The 13048-nt window shown below is 73.2% G+C and carries 13 protein-coding genes, 1 pseudogene and 1 riboswitch; of the genes and pseudogenes, 6 read left to right on the top strand and 8 right to left on the bottom strand.

Features of this window, described 5'->3' with window-relative positions; all coding sequences use genetic code 11:
- Positions 1-41 precede the first annotated feature (41 nt).
- Positions 42-530: a bacterioferritin gene (gene bfr / locus FM076_RS08230; protein WP_173869271.1), complete on the bottom strand. Its 489-nt coding sequence runs from the start codon at positions 528-530 to the stop codon at positions 42-44.
- A gap of 218 nt (positions 531-748) precedes the next feature.
- Here bfr and FM076_RS08225 point away from each other — a divergent pair, with 218 nt between their 5' ends.
- Positions 749-1372: a sulfite oxidase-like oxidoreductase gene (locus FM076_RS08225; RefSeq protein ID WP_173869270.1), complete on the top strand. Its 624-nt coding sequence runs from the start codon at positions 749-751 to the stop codon at positions 1370-1372.
- A gap of 27 nt (positions 1373-1399) precedes the next feature.
- Here FM076_RS08225 and FM076_RS08220 read toward each other — a convergent pair whose 3' ends face one another.
- From FM076_RS08220 to thiO, 7 genes are all read right to left on the bottom strand, one after another.
- Positions 1400-1954: a DUF4396 domain-containing protein gene (locus tag FM076_RS08220; protein ID WP_173869269.1), complete on the bottom strand. Its 555-nt coding sequence runs from the start codon at positions 1952-1954 to the stop codon at positions 1400-1402.
- A 75-nt stretch (positions 1955-2029) separates the two neighbouring features.
- Positions 2030-2914, bottom strand: a complete 885-nt coding sequence (locus FM076_RS08215) for a deoxyribonuclease IV (protein WP_173869268.1) — start codon at positions 2912-2914, stop codon at positions 2030-2032.
- 5 nt (positions 2915-2919) lie between these two features.
- Positions 2920-3714, bottom strand: coding sequence for a transglycosylase SLT domain-containing protein (locus tag FM076_RS08210; protein WP_173869267.1), 795 nt, complete (start codon positions 3712-3714; stop codon positions 2920-2922).
- Between the two features lie 429 nt (positions 3715-4143).
- Entirely contained in the window at positions 4144-6183 is a 2040-nt protein-coding gene (pknB, locus tag FM076_RS08205) for a Stk1 family PASTA domain-containing Ser/Thr kinase (protein ID WP_173869266.1), read from the bottom strand.
- A gap of 199 nt (positions 6184-6382) precedes the next feature.
- Entirely contained in the window at positions 6383-7180 is a 798-nt protein-coding gene (locus tag FM076_RS08200; RefSeq protein ID WP_173869265.1) for a thiazole synthase, read from the bottom strand.
- 8 nt (positions 7181-7188) lie between these two features.
- Positions 7189-7389 (bottom strand): sulfur carrier protein ThiS, encoded by a 201-nt coding sequence (thiS, locus tag FM076_RS08195; protein ID WP_173874594.1) that lies wholly within the window; start codon positions 7387-7389, stop codon positions 7189-7191.
- A gap of 17 nt (positions 7390-7406) precedes the next feature.
- The gene (gene thiO / locus FM076_RS08190) at positions 7407-8645 is read right to left on the bottom strand and encodes a glycine oxidase ThiO (RefSeq protein WP_173869264.1); all 1239 of its coding nucleotides are present in this window, start codon (positions 8643-8645) and stop codon (positions 7407-7409) included.
- Positions 8643-8756, bottom strand: a riboswitch (TPP riboswitch). It overlaps the preceding gene by 3 nt.
- A 279-nt stretch (positions 8757-9035) precedes the next feature.
- On the opposite strand from thiO, the gene FM076_RS08185 reads away from it, so the two are divergent.
- The 5 genes and pseudogenes from FM076_RS08185 to FM076_RS08165 all read left to right on the top strand — a co-directional run.
- On the top strand, positions 9036-10277 hold the full coding sequence (locus FM076_RS08185; protein WP_173869263.1) for an FAD-dependent oxidoreductase: 1242 nt from the start codon (positions 9036-9038) through the stop codon (positions 10275-10277).
- Positions 10278-10309: 32 nt separating this feature from the next.
- A complete protein-coding gene (locus FM076_RS08180) occupies positions 10310-10684 on the top strand; it encodes a helix-turn-helix domain-containing protein (RefSeq protein WP_173869262.1) in 375 nt (124 codons plus the stop codon).
- A gap of 122 nt (positions 10685-10806) precedes the next feature.
- On the top strand, positions 10807-11526 hold the full coding sequence (gene thiE, locus FM076_RS08175) for a thiamine phosphate synthase (protein WP_173874593.1): 720 nt from the start codon (positions 10807-10809) through the stop codon (positions 11524-11526).
- Between the two features lie 116 nt (positions 11527-11642).
- Positions 11643-12560 carry a methylenetetrahydrofolate reductase [NAD(P)H] gene (metF, locus tag FM076_RS08170; RefSeq protein WP_173869261.1) on the top strand — a complete coding sequence of 306 codons (918 nt, stop codon included), beginning with the start codon at positions 11643-11645 and terminating at the stop codon, positions 12558-12560.
- Between the two features lie 49 nt (positions 12561-12609).
- Positions 12610-13048, top strand: a pseudogene (locus tag FM076_RS08165) (hypothetical protein); the annotation flags it as partial.

Raw genomic sequence — 13048 nt, 5'->3', positions numbered from 1 at the left:
CCGGCCCGTCCGCCGGGACGCCGGCCCGCGCCGCGCGGTCCTCAGGTCTCGTTCGCGGCCTTCTGCTCGATCTGCCGGGAGATGTACAGCGCCTCGCCCAGCTTCTCGATCAGGTCGAGCTGGGTGTCGAGGTAGTCGATGTGGTGCTCCTCGTCGGCGAGGATGTCCTCGAAGATGTTGGCGGACGTGATGTCCCCCTTGGCCCGCATCAACTCGATGCCGCGCCGCAGCCGGTCGATCGCCTCGACCTCGATCTGCCGGTCGGCCTTGAACATCTCGGTGAGGGTCTGGCCGACCCGTACATGGAAGAGCCGCTGGTAGTTCGGCAGACCCTCCAGGAAGAGGATGCGGTCGGTGAGCCGCTCGGCGTGCCGCATCTCGTCGAAGGACTCGGCGCGGGTGTACTCGGCGAGCTTCGTCCAGCCGTTGTGCTCCTGCATCTTGGCGTGCAGGAAGTACTGGTTGATCGCCGTCAGCTCGGCGGTGAGCTGCTCGTTGAGGAACTCGATGACCTCGGGGTCGCCCTGCATGGTGGCGGGCTCCTTCCAGGGGAGTGACGAGTGAACCGGCAGAGTGCGCGCGCGGCGCGCGTCGCGCATCCTGTCACCGCGCCCCCGACCCGGTCCAGTAAGTACAGGCTTACCGAATTTGCCCGAATTTGCGGGCGTGAGGGCGTCCGGGCGATCCCGGCGCACCGCCCCAAGGGGGTGGTCGAGACCACCGTCCGGGGTCTGTCACCATGGAGGGCATGGGTCAGCCGCAGAGCCGTGCAGGGGAGCGACCGGAGCTTCCGCCCGGCCAGCGGCTCCAGCGCGGATGGCCGGTCACCCACTACGGGCCGGTCCCCAGGTTCAGGCCCGAGCGCTGGGACTTCCGCGTCTTCGGCGCCACGGCGGACGGCGAGAAGCACTGCTGGGACCACGAGCAGTTCACCTCGCTGCCGTACGAGACCGTCGTGGCCGACCTCCACTGCGTGGCGAAGTTCAGCATGCTGGGGGCCGAGTGGGGCGGCGTCCTCGCCCGGACGGTCCTGGAGCTGGCACCGCCCGCGCCCGACGTCACCCATGTGATGGTGTGGGCCGAGTACGGCTTCAGCTCGAATCTGCGGCTGTCGGACTTCACATCCGAGAAGACGGTCTTCGCCACGCACCGCGCGGGCGAGCTGCTGACCGCCGAGCACGGCTTCCCCGTCCGCCTCGTCGTCCCGCACCTGTACGCCTGGAAGGGGCCCAAGTGGGTCCGGGGCATCGAGTACATGACGGCGGACCGCCGCGGCTTCTGGGAGGAGCGCGGCTACCACAACATCGGCGACCCGTGGCGCGAGCAGCGCTACTCCTACCAGGAGGAGCCCGGGGACGGCCCGGAGCTGTAGCCCCGCCGCCCCGGGCCGTCCGGCCCCTCAGTGGTACTGGTGCACGACCGCGTGGCCCTTGCCCTTGCCGATCAGCCGGCGGTTGACCGGGGTGGTCACCACGAAGGCGAGGGCGAAGGCCAGCGCGAGCGAGCCCCAGAACAGCCACTCCGACAGCTGGGCGTCCATGGCGCCGGGGACCAGCAGCACGACGCCGTTGTCGACCAGCTCCATGACCAGGATGGAGACGGTGTCGGCGGCGAGCGCGACCTTGAACGCCGTGCGCAGGTCGAGTCCGGCCCGCAGGACCGCGTACATGGTGAAGCTGTAGCCGAAGGCGAACGCCAGGAGGATCGCCAGCGCCATCGTCGGCGCGTTGTGCCAGGCCAGGGCCGTGCCGATCATCATGCCGAGGATCTCGCCGAGCGCGCACCCCGTCAGGCAGTGCAGGGTCGCCCGGGCCGCCGTGGCCCAGGAGGCGGGGCCGTGGCCGGAGCCGTCGTGTCCGTCGCCCCCGCCGTGGCCGTGGTGGTCGTGGCTGTGCGGGCCGTGGCCGTGGGGGCCGTGGCCGGGGTCGGGGTCGGGCTGGATGTGCTGGGACATCGGGACACCTCGTCGTGAGCAGAGCGGATCGTGCTGTCGCGCCCTGTCAACGCTATACCCTCCCGGGGTATTCCGTCACGCGTCCCGCAGCTTCTTCAGCAGCGCCACGTCGGCCGCGTGCCCGGTGCCCTTCTTGTCGCTGGGGGTCTCCACCACCAGCGGGACGCCGTCCGTCAGCGGATGGGCCAGCAGTTCGGCGAACGGCTCCTGGCCGATATGTCCGGTGCCGATGTTGGCGTGCCGGTCCTTGTGCGCCCCCGCCACGTCCTTGGAGTCGTTGGCGTGGATCAGCCGCAGTCGGCCGGGACCGGTCGCCGCCACCAGTCGCGCCAGCGTACGGTCCACCCCGCCCGGCGCCGTCAGGTCGTGCCCCGCGGCGAAGACATGGCAGGTGTCCAGGCAGACCCCGAGCTTCGGGTGGTGCTCCAGCAGCTCGAAGTACGCGGCCAGTTCGTGCGCCCGGGAGCAGAGCGAGGCGCCCTGCCCGGCCGTCGGCTCCAGCAGCAGCCACGGGTCGTCCTCGTGGGTCAGCTCCTCCAGCAGCGGCATCATCAGCTCACGCGCCTGAGCCAGCGCGACCTCGCGGGGCCGCCCGCCGGTCGCCGAACCGGTGTGGACGACGACGCCGAGCGCGCCGATGGCACGCCCCCGCCGGAGCGAATGCCGCAGCGAGGAGACGGACTTGGCGGCGGTTTCCTCGGTGTGCGAGCCGAAATTGATCAGATAAGGGGCGTGGACATAGACGGGGAGTCCACGCCCGGCGCACGCCGCACGGAATTCGGCGTCCTGTGCCGGATTTCCCGCCGGCGTCGCCCAGCCCCGGGGATTCGCGACGAAGACCTGAAGTGCCTCCGCTTCGATTTCCCGGGCATAGGAAAGGCCAGTGGCGGCCAGGCCCCCGGCTACGGGGACATGGCCGCCAATGGGATTGCGCGTGCGCTGCGTCTCGTTCGTGGTCACGCCACTCAGTATGCCGAGTTGACGTTGTCCATCGAACCGTACCGGTCCGCCGCGTAGTTGCAGGCGGCGACGATGTTCGCGACCGGGTCGTACTGGTCCCAGGAGGTGCCCTCGACGTGGTAGGCGTCGAAGGTCGGCTTGATCACCTGGAGCAGGCCCTTGGAGGGCACGCCGTTGATGGCGTTGATGTCCCAGTTGTTGATGGCGCGCGGGTTGCCGCCGGACTCCCGGATGATGTTGCGGTGGATGCCCTCGTAGCTGCCCGGGATGCCGTGCTGCTTCATGATGGACATGGCCTCGCGGATCCAGCCGTCCAGGTTGTTCGGGTACTGGGCGGCGGCGCGCTGCTGGGACCGGTTGGCGGCGGCCTTGGCGGCCCGCTCCTTCACCGCGGCGGCCTGGGCCTTCTTCTGGGCGGCGGCCTTGGCGGCACGCTGCTTGGCGTCGGCCTGTATCGCCTTGGCCACCTCGTCGGTGGTGGTGAAGGTCCGGGCGGTGGTGGTGGCGTCCTTGACGCTCTCCACCTTCCTGGCGTTCCCGGGCACCTTGATCAGCGAGTGCTGGGCGGCGGCGATGTCCTTGCCCTGCTCGGGCAGGAGGGAGGAGTGCGAGCTGAACGCCACGTTCTCGGCGCTGACCTTCCTGGCCGCGGTGGCCTGGCCGGTGTCACCGTGCGCGGCCGTGCCGGGGAGCACGGTCAGCGCGAGCGCCGCGGCACCCGCGGTGCCGATGCCGACGGTCGAGAACTTCTTGGCCCTGGGGCTGAGATTGCCGGGATGGAGGCGGGAGATGCTGGGCATGAGGAAGAACGGAACCTTTCATCGCTAGGCGTCGTCGCAGAGGCGGGGAGCCGGGGGAAACGCCGAGTTCTGATTCACGGCGCCGTGCGACGCCGCAATTGTTAAAGGGCCCGTTTTGGGAAATCAACGATGTGACGTACTACCGGAATTCGTTGACGGGGGCCCGCGATGAAGGGAACGGCACCCCTGCATTCCAGGTCGGAGCGGGGTTTTCTTTTCCACTAGACCGTGTCGTAGGTGATGTGCGTCCTATGGGTGGGCTCACACGGGGCGGGTCCGCACCTCACACACCGTCCCCGGACATGAGCGACCTGTCGGCAGATTTCAGGCATGAACGCAGGCATGAACGAAGCGGGACCGCGCACGCGACGGCCCCCGCTGGCAGCGCCAGGGGGGGCCGGGTCGCGGCGGTCTGCGGTCGGTGTCCGGTCAGCGGAGCCAGATGGTGATCTCCGAGCCGCGGGGCGCCTTCTCGCCCGCGTCGGGGGACTGGTTGAAGACGGTGTCGCCGAAGAAGACCCGCCGGACGGTCACCTCGAAGCCCGCCTGCTCCAGCTTCGCCCTGGCCTCGTCCTCGCTGCCGCCCTCCACGTCCGGCACCTCGACCATGTCGGGGCCCTTGGAGAGGGTCAGCGTCACCGTGTCGCCCCTGGCCAGCTGGGAGCCGTCGGTGGGGGACTGGCGGGCGACGGTGCCCTTCTCCTCCTCGGAGTGGACCCGCTCACGGGCGATGCGGACCTTCAGCCCCTCGTCCTTCAGCTGTGCCACCGCGTCGCCCTGGTCGTCGCCCACCACGTCGGGCATCTCGACCGGGGCGCCCTTGGAGACCGTGAGCGCCACGGCCGCGCCCGGCCTGCGCCTGTCGCCCGGCCCCGGATCGGTGGAGACGACGGAACCCCGCGCGGTCTCCTCGTCGAACCGGTGCTTGACCGTGCCCGGCTCCAGCCCGGCGTCCTTCAGCTTGCGGCGCGCGTCGCTGAGCGGGGTGCCCGCCAGGTCCGGCACCTTCACGATGTGCGGGCCCCGCGAGACCGTCAGCGTCACCGAGCCGGTCTTGCGGACGCGGTCACCCGGCTCCGGGTCGGTGCTGATGACGTGGCCCCGCTCGACGCGCTCGCTGTAGTCCCGCTCCACCTTCACGTCCAGCCCGGCGTCCGCCAGCTCCTTCGTCGCCGACGCCTGTGTCCGGTCCAGCACCGCGGGCGTCCTGGTGAACTGCCCGGAGTTGATGTACCAGATGCCCGTGCCCACCAGCGCGGCCAGCAGCACGCCCAGCGTCACCAGCACCCAGCGGGGCTGGAGCCCCCGGCGGCGCGGGGCGTCACCGACGGTCCCCTCCCCGCCCCCGGGCGGCGCCCCCGGGGGTGCCGGGATCACCGCGGTGCGGTCCAGCGGCTCCGCGTCCGGCACCGGGCCCGCGGCCACCGGGCGCGGGATCACAGAGGTGTCGGCCTCCGTCCGCGAGGCCGGGGCGCCCTCGGCCGCCGCCCGGGCCAGGCTGCCGGAGCCCTCCGCGGTCTCCTCGGCCGGAGCGACCTCAACGGGGCGCTCCCCGTCCTCCCTGGCCCGCGGCGGGACCGCGTCCAGCTCCTCGTCCCTCAGGCCCGCGCGGGCGGCGCGCGCTTCCGCCAGCAGCGCCACCGCGTCGGCCGGGCGCTCCTCGGGGCTGCGTGCCGTCGCCCGCGCCACCAGTGCGTCCAGGGCGGCGGCCATGCCCGGCACCGCGGCGGACGGGGCGGGCATGTCCTTGTGCAGGTGCTGGTAGAGGACCTGCGCCGGGGTGGCGCCCGAGTGCGGCTTGGAGCCGGTCAGCATCTCGTAGAGCATCACGCCGCACGCGTACAGGTCGGTGCGCGGCGTGGCCGCCCCGTCCTCGATCTGCTCCGGCGCCAGGTACGAGACCGTGCCCAGGATCGAGTCCGTGGTGGCCGACGTCTGGCTGTCCACCGCCCGCACCAGCCCGAAGTCGGCCACCTTGACCCGGCCGTCGTCCCCGATCAGGACGTTCTCCGGCTTCACGTCCCGGTGCACCAGCCCGGCGCGGTGCGCGGCGCCCAGGGCGGCCAGCACCGGCTCCAGGACGTCCAGCGCGGCCCGGGGCCGCAGGGCGCCGTTGTCCCGCAGGATGTCGCGCAGCGTGCAGCCCTCGACGTACTCCATCGCCAGGTACACGTACGTGCCGTCCGTGCCCTGGTCGAACACCCCCACCACGTTCGGGTGCGCCAGCCGCGCCGCCGACTTCGCCTCCCTGATGAAGCGCGTCACGAAGGTGTCGTCCGCGGAGAGGGAGGTGTGCATCACCTTCAGGGCCAGGACCCGGTCCAGGCGCGTGTCCATGGCGCGGTACACGGTCGCCATGCCGCCGATGGCCACACGGGCGTCGATCCGGTACCGGCCGTCGAGAACCTGGCCGACCATCGGGTCACCCCGGCCGGAGGCCGGGGAAGGGTCCTTGAGGGTGGTGTCCATTGCGCAGAGTGTACGAGGGCGCCGCGCCCGCCCGGGCCCATGGTCGCGGCTTGCACCCGTCCTGGGGCCGAACGGTGACACGGCCCCCTCCTTCGCCCTTACGCCGGGCGTTCGCTCTCCCGGGGAGGGCGCGGACGGACCGGCTTCCGGCGCGGACCCGGCCTCCGGAGCCGGGAGCCGGGAGCCGGGTCGGTCGCCCTCAGTGGAAGGCGGGGCGTTCGGGGTCCAGCGCGGCGACCCCCTCCCGGGGGGAGGACGCCTCGGCGAAGTGGCGGCGCGGGATGCGGCCCGCGCGGAAGGCGAGGCGCCCGGCCTCGACCGCGTGCCGCATGCCCTCGGCCATCAGCACGGGGTCCTGGGCGCGGGTCACCGCCGAGGCCAGCATCACCGCCGAGCACCCCAGCTCCATGGCGAGGGCCACGTCGGAGGCCGTCCCCGCCCCGGCGTCCAGCACCACCGGCACACCGGCCCGCTCGGTGATGAGCTGGAAGTTGTGCGGGTTGCGGATGCCGAGCCCGGAGCCGATGGGGGAGCCCAGCGGCATGACGGCCGCGCAGCCCACGTCCTCCAGTTTGCGGGCGAGCACCGGGTCGTCGTTGGTGTACGGCAGCACGGTGAACCCGTCGTCCACCAGGGTCTCGGCGGCGTCCAGCAGCTCGACCGGGTCGGGCAGCAGGGTGCGCTCGTCGGCGATGACCTCCAGCTTCACCCAGTCGGTGCCCAGCGCCTCCCGGGCGAGCCGCGCGGTGAGCACGGCCTCGCCCGCCGTGTAGCACCCGGCGGTGTTGGGCAGGACGCGGATGCCGTGCTTGTCGAGGACGGAGAGCACCGACCCGCTCACCGAGGGGTCGAGCCGCCGCATGGCGACCGTCGTCAGCTCGGTCCCGGAGGCCAGCAGGGCGCGCTCCAGCACGTCCAGGCTGGGGGCGCCGCCGGTGCCCATGATCAGCCGCGAGGTGAACGTGGTGCCGCCGATGGTCAGCGGGTCGTCGGCCATGGTTCTGCTCAGCCTCCCTGGACAGCGGTGAGTACTTCGACGCGGTCCCCCTCGCCGAGCCGGGTGTCGGCCCAGCGGCCGCGGGGGACCACGTCCTCGTTGAGGGCCGCCGCCACGCCGGAGGGCGCGGTGGTGAGGGCCGCCACGAGCCGGTCGAGGGTGAGGCCCTCGGCCACCTGCCGGGGCTCGCCGTTCACCGAGACGGTCATGTGCGCGGCGGTCGGGGTCATACGGTCTGCTCCTCCTGCTGAAGCGGTCGGGACGGGGCGAAGCGGTCCGGGGTGAACGGCCGCGCGTACCCGGGCAGTTCGCCGGTGGCCAGCAGCTGGGCCATGGCCTCCCCCGTGACGGGGGTGAGCAGCACCCCGTTGCGGTAGTGGCCGGTGGCCAGATGGAGCCCGGGCAGGCGGGTGGGGCCCAGCAGCGGCGCGTTGTCGGGGGAGCCGGGGCGCAGTCCTGCGCGGGTCTCGGCCAGCGGCAGCTCGGTGACGCCGGGCACCAGTTCGTGCGCGTCCCGCAGCAGCTCGTACACGCCGCCCGCGGTGACCGTGGTGTCCCAGCCCAGCTCCTCGCTGGTGGCGCCCACGACCAGCTCGCCGTTCTCGCGCGGCACCAGGTAGAGCGGCCCGCCGCGCACGACGGCGCGGACCGTACGGGACAGGAAGGGCCCCGCGACCCCCGCGGGCGGCATGCGCAGCCGCAGCACCTGGCCCTTGACCGGCCGCACCGGCGGCACGGCCCCGTCCGGGAGCCCCGCCAGGGTGCCGCTGCGCGAACCCAGCGCGAGCACCGTCTGCCCCGCGTGCACCTGGCCGCCGTCCTCCAGGGCGGCGCCCACGGCCCGGTCCCGGCCGGTCAGGAGCCGGGCCGCCGCCGCGCGGCGGAAGCCGACCCCCGCGCGTTCGCAGGCCCGCAGCAGGGCGGCGGCCAGGCGGCGCGGGTCGATCTGGTGGTCGCCGTCGGCGCGGACGCCGCCGCGGACCGACGGCGCCAGCAGGGGTTCCAGGCGGCGGCACTCGCGCCCGGTCAGCCACTCCGACGCCAGGCCGCACCGCTGCTGGAGGGCGTGCAGCTCGCGCAGGTGGGCGCGGTCGTCGGCGTCGAAGGCGACGGCCAGGGTGCCGCACGCCCGGTAGCCGACGTCCCCGCCGGCCGCCTCCTCCAGCTCGGCGACGAAGTCCGGATAGCGCGCGGCGGAGGCCAGGTTGAGGTCCAGCAGCGTCTCCTCGCCGTGGTGCAGCTCGGTGACGGCGGCGAGCATGCCGGCCGCCACCGTCGCGGCGCCGCCGCCCGGTTCGGGGTCCACGACGGTGACCCGCAGGCCGCGCCGCGCGGCCCGCCACGCGGTCACCAGGCCGATGACGCCGCCGCCGAGGACGAGGACGTCGGGGGCGGGGCCGGTGCCGGTGCCGGGACCGGAGCCGGGGTCCGGGGACCGCCGCAGGGGGGTTGCCGTACCGCGCATGGGGTTGCCGCTGCTCCCTTCGCCGGAATGACCCGGATCAGGTTCGGACGGTCGGAGGCCGCGCCAGCCTCCCTCTCAGCCCGGTGCGTCCGGGCTCCCGCGTATGCCGTGAGGACGCCACCAGCCTACTGCGGCGCTCACGGCGCGGGTAAGGGTCTCCGGGCCGCTCCCCGCCGGGCCGTCCGGCGGCCCCGGACACGCGCCGGACCGGCCGCGGCTCCGCGCCCCGCCCTCTCCGGGGCTCCGCGCCCTCTCCCGGGCTCCCCGCCCTACGTCGCTCCCGGGCTCCCCGTCCTACGTCCTCCGGCCGGCCGCCCGGGCCCCGCGGCGGTCCCCGCCCTCGGACCGGCGGCCGAGGGCGGGCCGGGCGCCCGGGCATACAGTGAGCCCGTGAGTGACAGTCAGAAGCAGCAGCGGGTCGTGATCGTGGGCTCCGGCATGGCGGGTGTGCAGACAGCCGTGCTCCTGCGCGAGCGGGGCTGGCCCGGCCCGGTGCGGCTGATCGGCGCCGAGCCGCACGCCCCCTACGACAGGCCGCCGCTGTCCAAGGCGGTGCTGCTGGGCACGGGGGAGGAGACCGAGGCGCCGCTCTTCGACATCGACTTCGCCGGGCTGGGCATCGAACTGGAACTGGGCAGGACCGTCACCGGCCTGCGCGCCGACGAGCGGCTGCTGGAGACCGACGCGGGCCCCGTCCACTACGACCGGCTGGTGCTGGCGACCGGGGCCGAGCCGATCGCCCTGCCCGGCAGCGAGGGCGTGCCCGGGGTGCACCGGCTGCGCACCCTGGACGACGCGCGGAAGCTGCGGAAGGTGCTGGCGGCGCGCGGCAGGGTCGTGGTGGTCGGCGCGGGCTGGATCGGCGCCGAGTTCGCGACGGCGGCCCGCGAGCAGGACTGCGAGGTCACCGTCGTCGAGGCCGCCGCCACGCCGCTGCCCGGAGCGCTGCCGGCGGCCGTCACCGAGCCGATGCGCGGCTGGTACGAGGAGGCCGGGGTGACGCTGCGCACCGGGGTGGCCGTCGCCGCGGCCGAGCGCGGCGGAGTGCTGCTCGACGACGGGACGCGGCTGGCCGCCGACGCGGTGCTGGTCGGCATCGGCGCCCGCCCGGCGACCGCGTGGCTGCGCGGCTCGGGCGTCGCGCTGGGCCCCGACGGCGCCGTGCTCGCCGACTCCCGGCTGCGCACCGCCCTCCCCGGCGTCTACGCCGTGGGCGACTGCGCCTCCTTCCCGTCCGCCCGCTACGGCGAGCGGCTGCTGGTCCACCACTGGGACAACGCCCTCCAGGGCCCCCGCACGGTCGCGGCGAACCTGCTGGCCGAGGGGCACGCCGACGGCGAGGCCGACATGGTCGAGCACGACCCGGTGCCCTACTTCTGGTCGGAGCAGTTCGGCCGGTTCGTGCAGTACGCCGGGCACCACGCCGAAGGCGACGAGCTGGTGTGGCGCGGGGACCCGGACGGCGCCGCCTGGAGCGTGTGCTGGTTGCGCGGCGAGCGGCTGGCCGCGCTGCTGGCCGTCGGCCGTCCGCGCGATCTCGCGCAGGGCCGCAAGCTGATCCAGCAGGGCACGGCGGTGGACAGGGCGGTGCTGGCCGACGCGGCCGTCGCCCTGAAGAAGGCCGCGCGGTAGTGGGTGTCGGTCCTGGATGGCAGTCTGGGGACGTGACCGAGATTGACGCGAAGATCGATGCTCTCGTCCCCGCCTGGCTCACCCTTCCCGAGGTCGCCGAGAGGCTCGACGTCGAAGTGACCCGTGTGAGGCAGTACGTGAAGGAGGGCCAGCTGATCGCGGTACGGCGTGAGGCGGAATCGGGGAACAGGGTGCTCCAGGTCCCCGCGGCCTTCCTCACGGAGGGCCGGATCGTGAAGGGCCTGACCGGCACCCTCACGCTCCTCAGGGACGACGGGTTCAGCGACGAGGAGATGCTCGAGTGGCTGTTCACGGAGGACGAGTCGCTGCCCGGCTCGCCCGTGACGGCCCTGCGGGAGAACCGGGGCACGGAGGTCAAGCGCCGCGCCCAGGCCCTCGCCGTCTGAGAACCGCGCGGAGCCCAGTCCCCGCACCCGTCCGCACATCCGCCGGGTGCACGGGCCGGTCCCGGCCCGTGCACCCCTTCACGGGGGGAACGAGAACCACCGTGTCCACGTCCAGCACGTCCATGCCCAGGACGTCCACGTCCAGCACCTCCGGCACGTCCGCCACCGCCCGTACCGGCCCCGCCGGCCTCCGGGCCCGGCTCGCCGACGCCCGGCTGTACCTGTGCACCGACGCGCGCAAGGAGGAGGGCGACCTGCCCGAGTTCCTCGACGCGGTGCTCGGGGGCGGGGTGGACATCGTCCAGCTCCGCGACAAGGGCATGGAGGCCGCCGAGGAGCTGGCCCACCTGGAGGTCTTCGCCGACGCCTGCCGCCGCCACGGGGCGCTGCTGGCCGTCAACGACCGCGCGGACGTCGCCCACGCCGCCGCCTCCGACGTGCTCCACCTGGGCCAGGGCGACCTGCCCGTGCCCGCGGCCCGCGCGCTGCTCGGCGGCGATGTGCTGATCGGCCGCTCCACGCACTCCGCGGCGGAGGCGGACGCGGCGCTGCGCGAGGAGGGCGTGGACTACTTCTGCACCGGCCCCTGCTGGCCGACGCCGACCAAGCCGGGCCGCCCCGCGCCGGGGCTGGATCTGGTCCGTCACACCGCGGCCCGTACGGCCGGGGACGAGGACGCGCGGCCGTGGTTCGCGATCGGCGGGATCGACGCCGGCAACCTGGACCAGGTGCTGGAGGCCGGTGCCCGCAGGGTGGTCGTCGTCCGCGCGCTGACCCGGGCGGAGGATCCCGGGGCCGCCGCCGCGGCGCTCGCCGGGCGGCTGCGGGAGGCGAGCCGGTAGCACGCGGTGGTCCGGGTGTCCACAGGGTGGACATCGGCCATCCGGGAACCGGACAGAACCGTACGTAACGTCGCCGCGTCGAGTCGCGCTGGAGGCCGGGCCGCTAGCCTGCATGCATGGCCATCGGTATCTCAGCTCCCAGGACAGACCGTCCGCCGACTGTGCGTGACAAGCTCGCCGGCGGAGAGCGGTCCTTCTCCTTCGAGTTCTTCGCGCCGAAGACCGAGAAGGGAGAGCGGACGCTGTGGAACGCGCTGCGTCGGATCGAGGCGGTCTCGCCGACGTTCGTGTCCGTCACCTACGGCGCGGGCGGTTCCTCGCGTGAGGGCACCGTCCGCAACACCGAGCGCATCGCCAACGAGACCACTCTCACCCCCGTCGCGCACCTGACGGCCGTCAACCACTCGCGGGCCGAGCTGCGCAACGTCATCGGGCAGTACGCGAACGCCGGGATCCGCAACGTGCTCGCGCTGCGCGGCGACCCGCCCGGCGACCCGCTGGGGGAGTGGGTCAAGCACCCGCAGGGGATCAACTACGCCTCCGAACTCGTCGAGCTGATCAAGGAGTCCGGCGACTTCTGCGTCGGCGTCGCCGCCTTTCCCGAGATGCACCCGCGCTCCACCGACTGGGAGACGGACATCAAGCATTTCGTGAACAAGTGCAAAGCCGGGGCCGACTACGCCATCACGCAGATGTTCTTCCGGGCCGAGGACTATCTACGGCTGCGGGACAAGGTCGTGGCGGCCGGCTGCCACACGCCCATCATTCCCGAGATCATGCCCGTCACCAACGTGAAGCAGATCGAACGGTTCGCGCAGCTGAGCAACGCCACCCTCCCCGACGAGATGATCGAGCGACTCCGGTCGGTGGAGGAGGATCCGGCGGCTGTACGCTCTGTCGGTATCGAGTACGCCACAGACTTGTGTGCGAGGCTTTTGGCCGAAGGCGTCCCGGGGCTGCACTTCATCACGCTCAACCACTCCACGGCGACGCTGGAAATCCACCAGAATCTGGGCCTTCGCGAGAGGGTCTGAGCCACACAGCCGCCCACCGGGGCGGCGGGGAGCGGGAAGAGGGGCGCAGATGGGCTGGACGGTCCTCTACATCGCGTTCGGCGTCGTGGCGTTGTGGCTGCTGGGCGAGGTCCTGCTTCAGTACAAGGCACACCTGCGCTGGCGCCTGCTGGCCTTCGCGGGCTTCCTGGGCGTGGTGGTGGGCACGGCCGTGCTGCCGTCGGTCGTCGTGATCGGTCTCGGCATCGCGGCCTTCGCCGTCGGGCAGACCTTCGTCACGCTGTCCGTACGCAGCGGATTCACCGGCGGGTGGTCGCTCGGGGGCGGTCCCGGCTCCAGCCGGCGCCGCCGTACGGGCGGCGACCCCGGGGACAAGGCGCCGGGCCACGGGACCCCGTCGCTGGAGGTGACCGACCTCCGAGGCAGGCGGCCCCCGACACAACGCCCACCCCCGTCGCCGTGCCCGTGCCCGACCCCGGTCCGACGACTACGGCCAGGCCGGCTACGGC

The sequence above is a fragment of the Streptomyces albus subsp. chlorinus genome (genome assembly GCF_013302895.1).
Lineage (GTDB): Bacteria > Actinomycetota > Actinomycetes > Streptomycetales > Streptomycetaceae > Streptomyces > Streptomyces chlorinus.
The sequence above is the reverse complement of the archived record's forward strand: the minus strand, read 5'-3'. Positions and strand labels throughout refer to the sequence as shown.

Bases quoted from the DNA above. Each gene is read 5' to 3' on its own strand.
- bfr (WP_173869271.1), bottom strand. From the start codon at position 530: ATGCAGGGCGACCCCGAGGTCATCGAGTTCCTCAACGAGCAGCTCACC.
- FM076_RS08225 (WP_173869270.1), top strand. From the start codon at position 749: ATGGGTCAGCCGCAGAGCCGTGCAGGGGAGCGACCGGAGCTTCCGCCC.
- FM076_RS08220 (WP_173869269.1), bottom strand. From the start codon at position 1,954: ATGTCCCAGCACATCCAGCCCGACCCCGACCCCGGCCACGGCCCCCAC.
- FM076_RS08210 (WP_173869267.1), bottom strand. From the start codon at position 3,714: ATGCCCAGCATCTCCCGCCTCCATCCCGGCAATCTCAGCCCCAGGGCC.
- pknB (WP_173869266.1), bottom strand. From the start codon at position 6,183: ATGGACACCACCCTCAAGGACCCTTCCCCGGCCTCCGGCCGGGGTGAC.
- FM076_RS08200 (WP_173869265.1), bottom strand. From the start codon at position 7,180: ATGGCCGACGACCCGCTGACCATCGGCGGCACCACGTTCACCTCGCGG.
- thiS (WP_173874594.1), bottom strand. From the start codon at position 7,389: ATGACCGTCTCGGTGAACGGCGAGCCCCGGCAGGTGGCCGAGGGCCTC.
- thiO (WP_173869264.1), bottom strand. From the start codon at position 8,645: ATGCGCGGTACGGCAACCCCCCTGCGGCGGTCCCCGGACCCCGGCTCC.
- thiE (WP_173874593.1), top strand. From the start codon at position 10,807: ATGCCCAGGACGTCCACGTCCAGCACCTCCGGCACGTCCGCCACCGCC.
- metF (WP_173869261.1), top strand. From the start codon at position 11,643: ATGGCCATCGGTATCTCAGCTCCCAGGACAGACCGTCCGCCGACTGTG.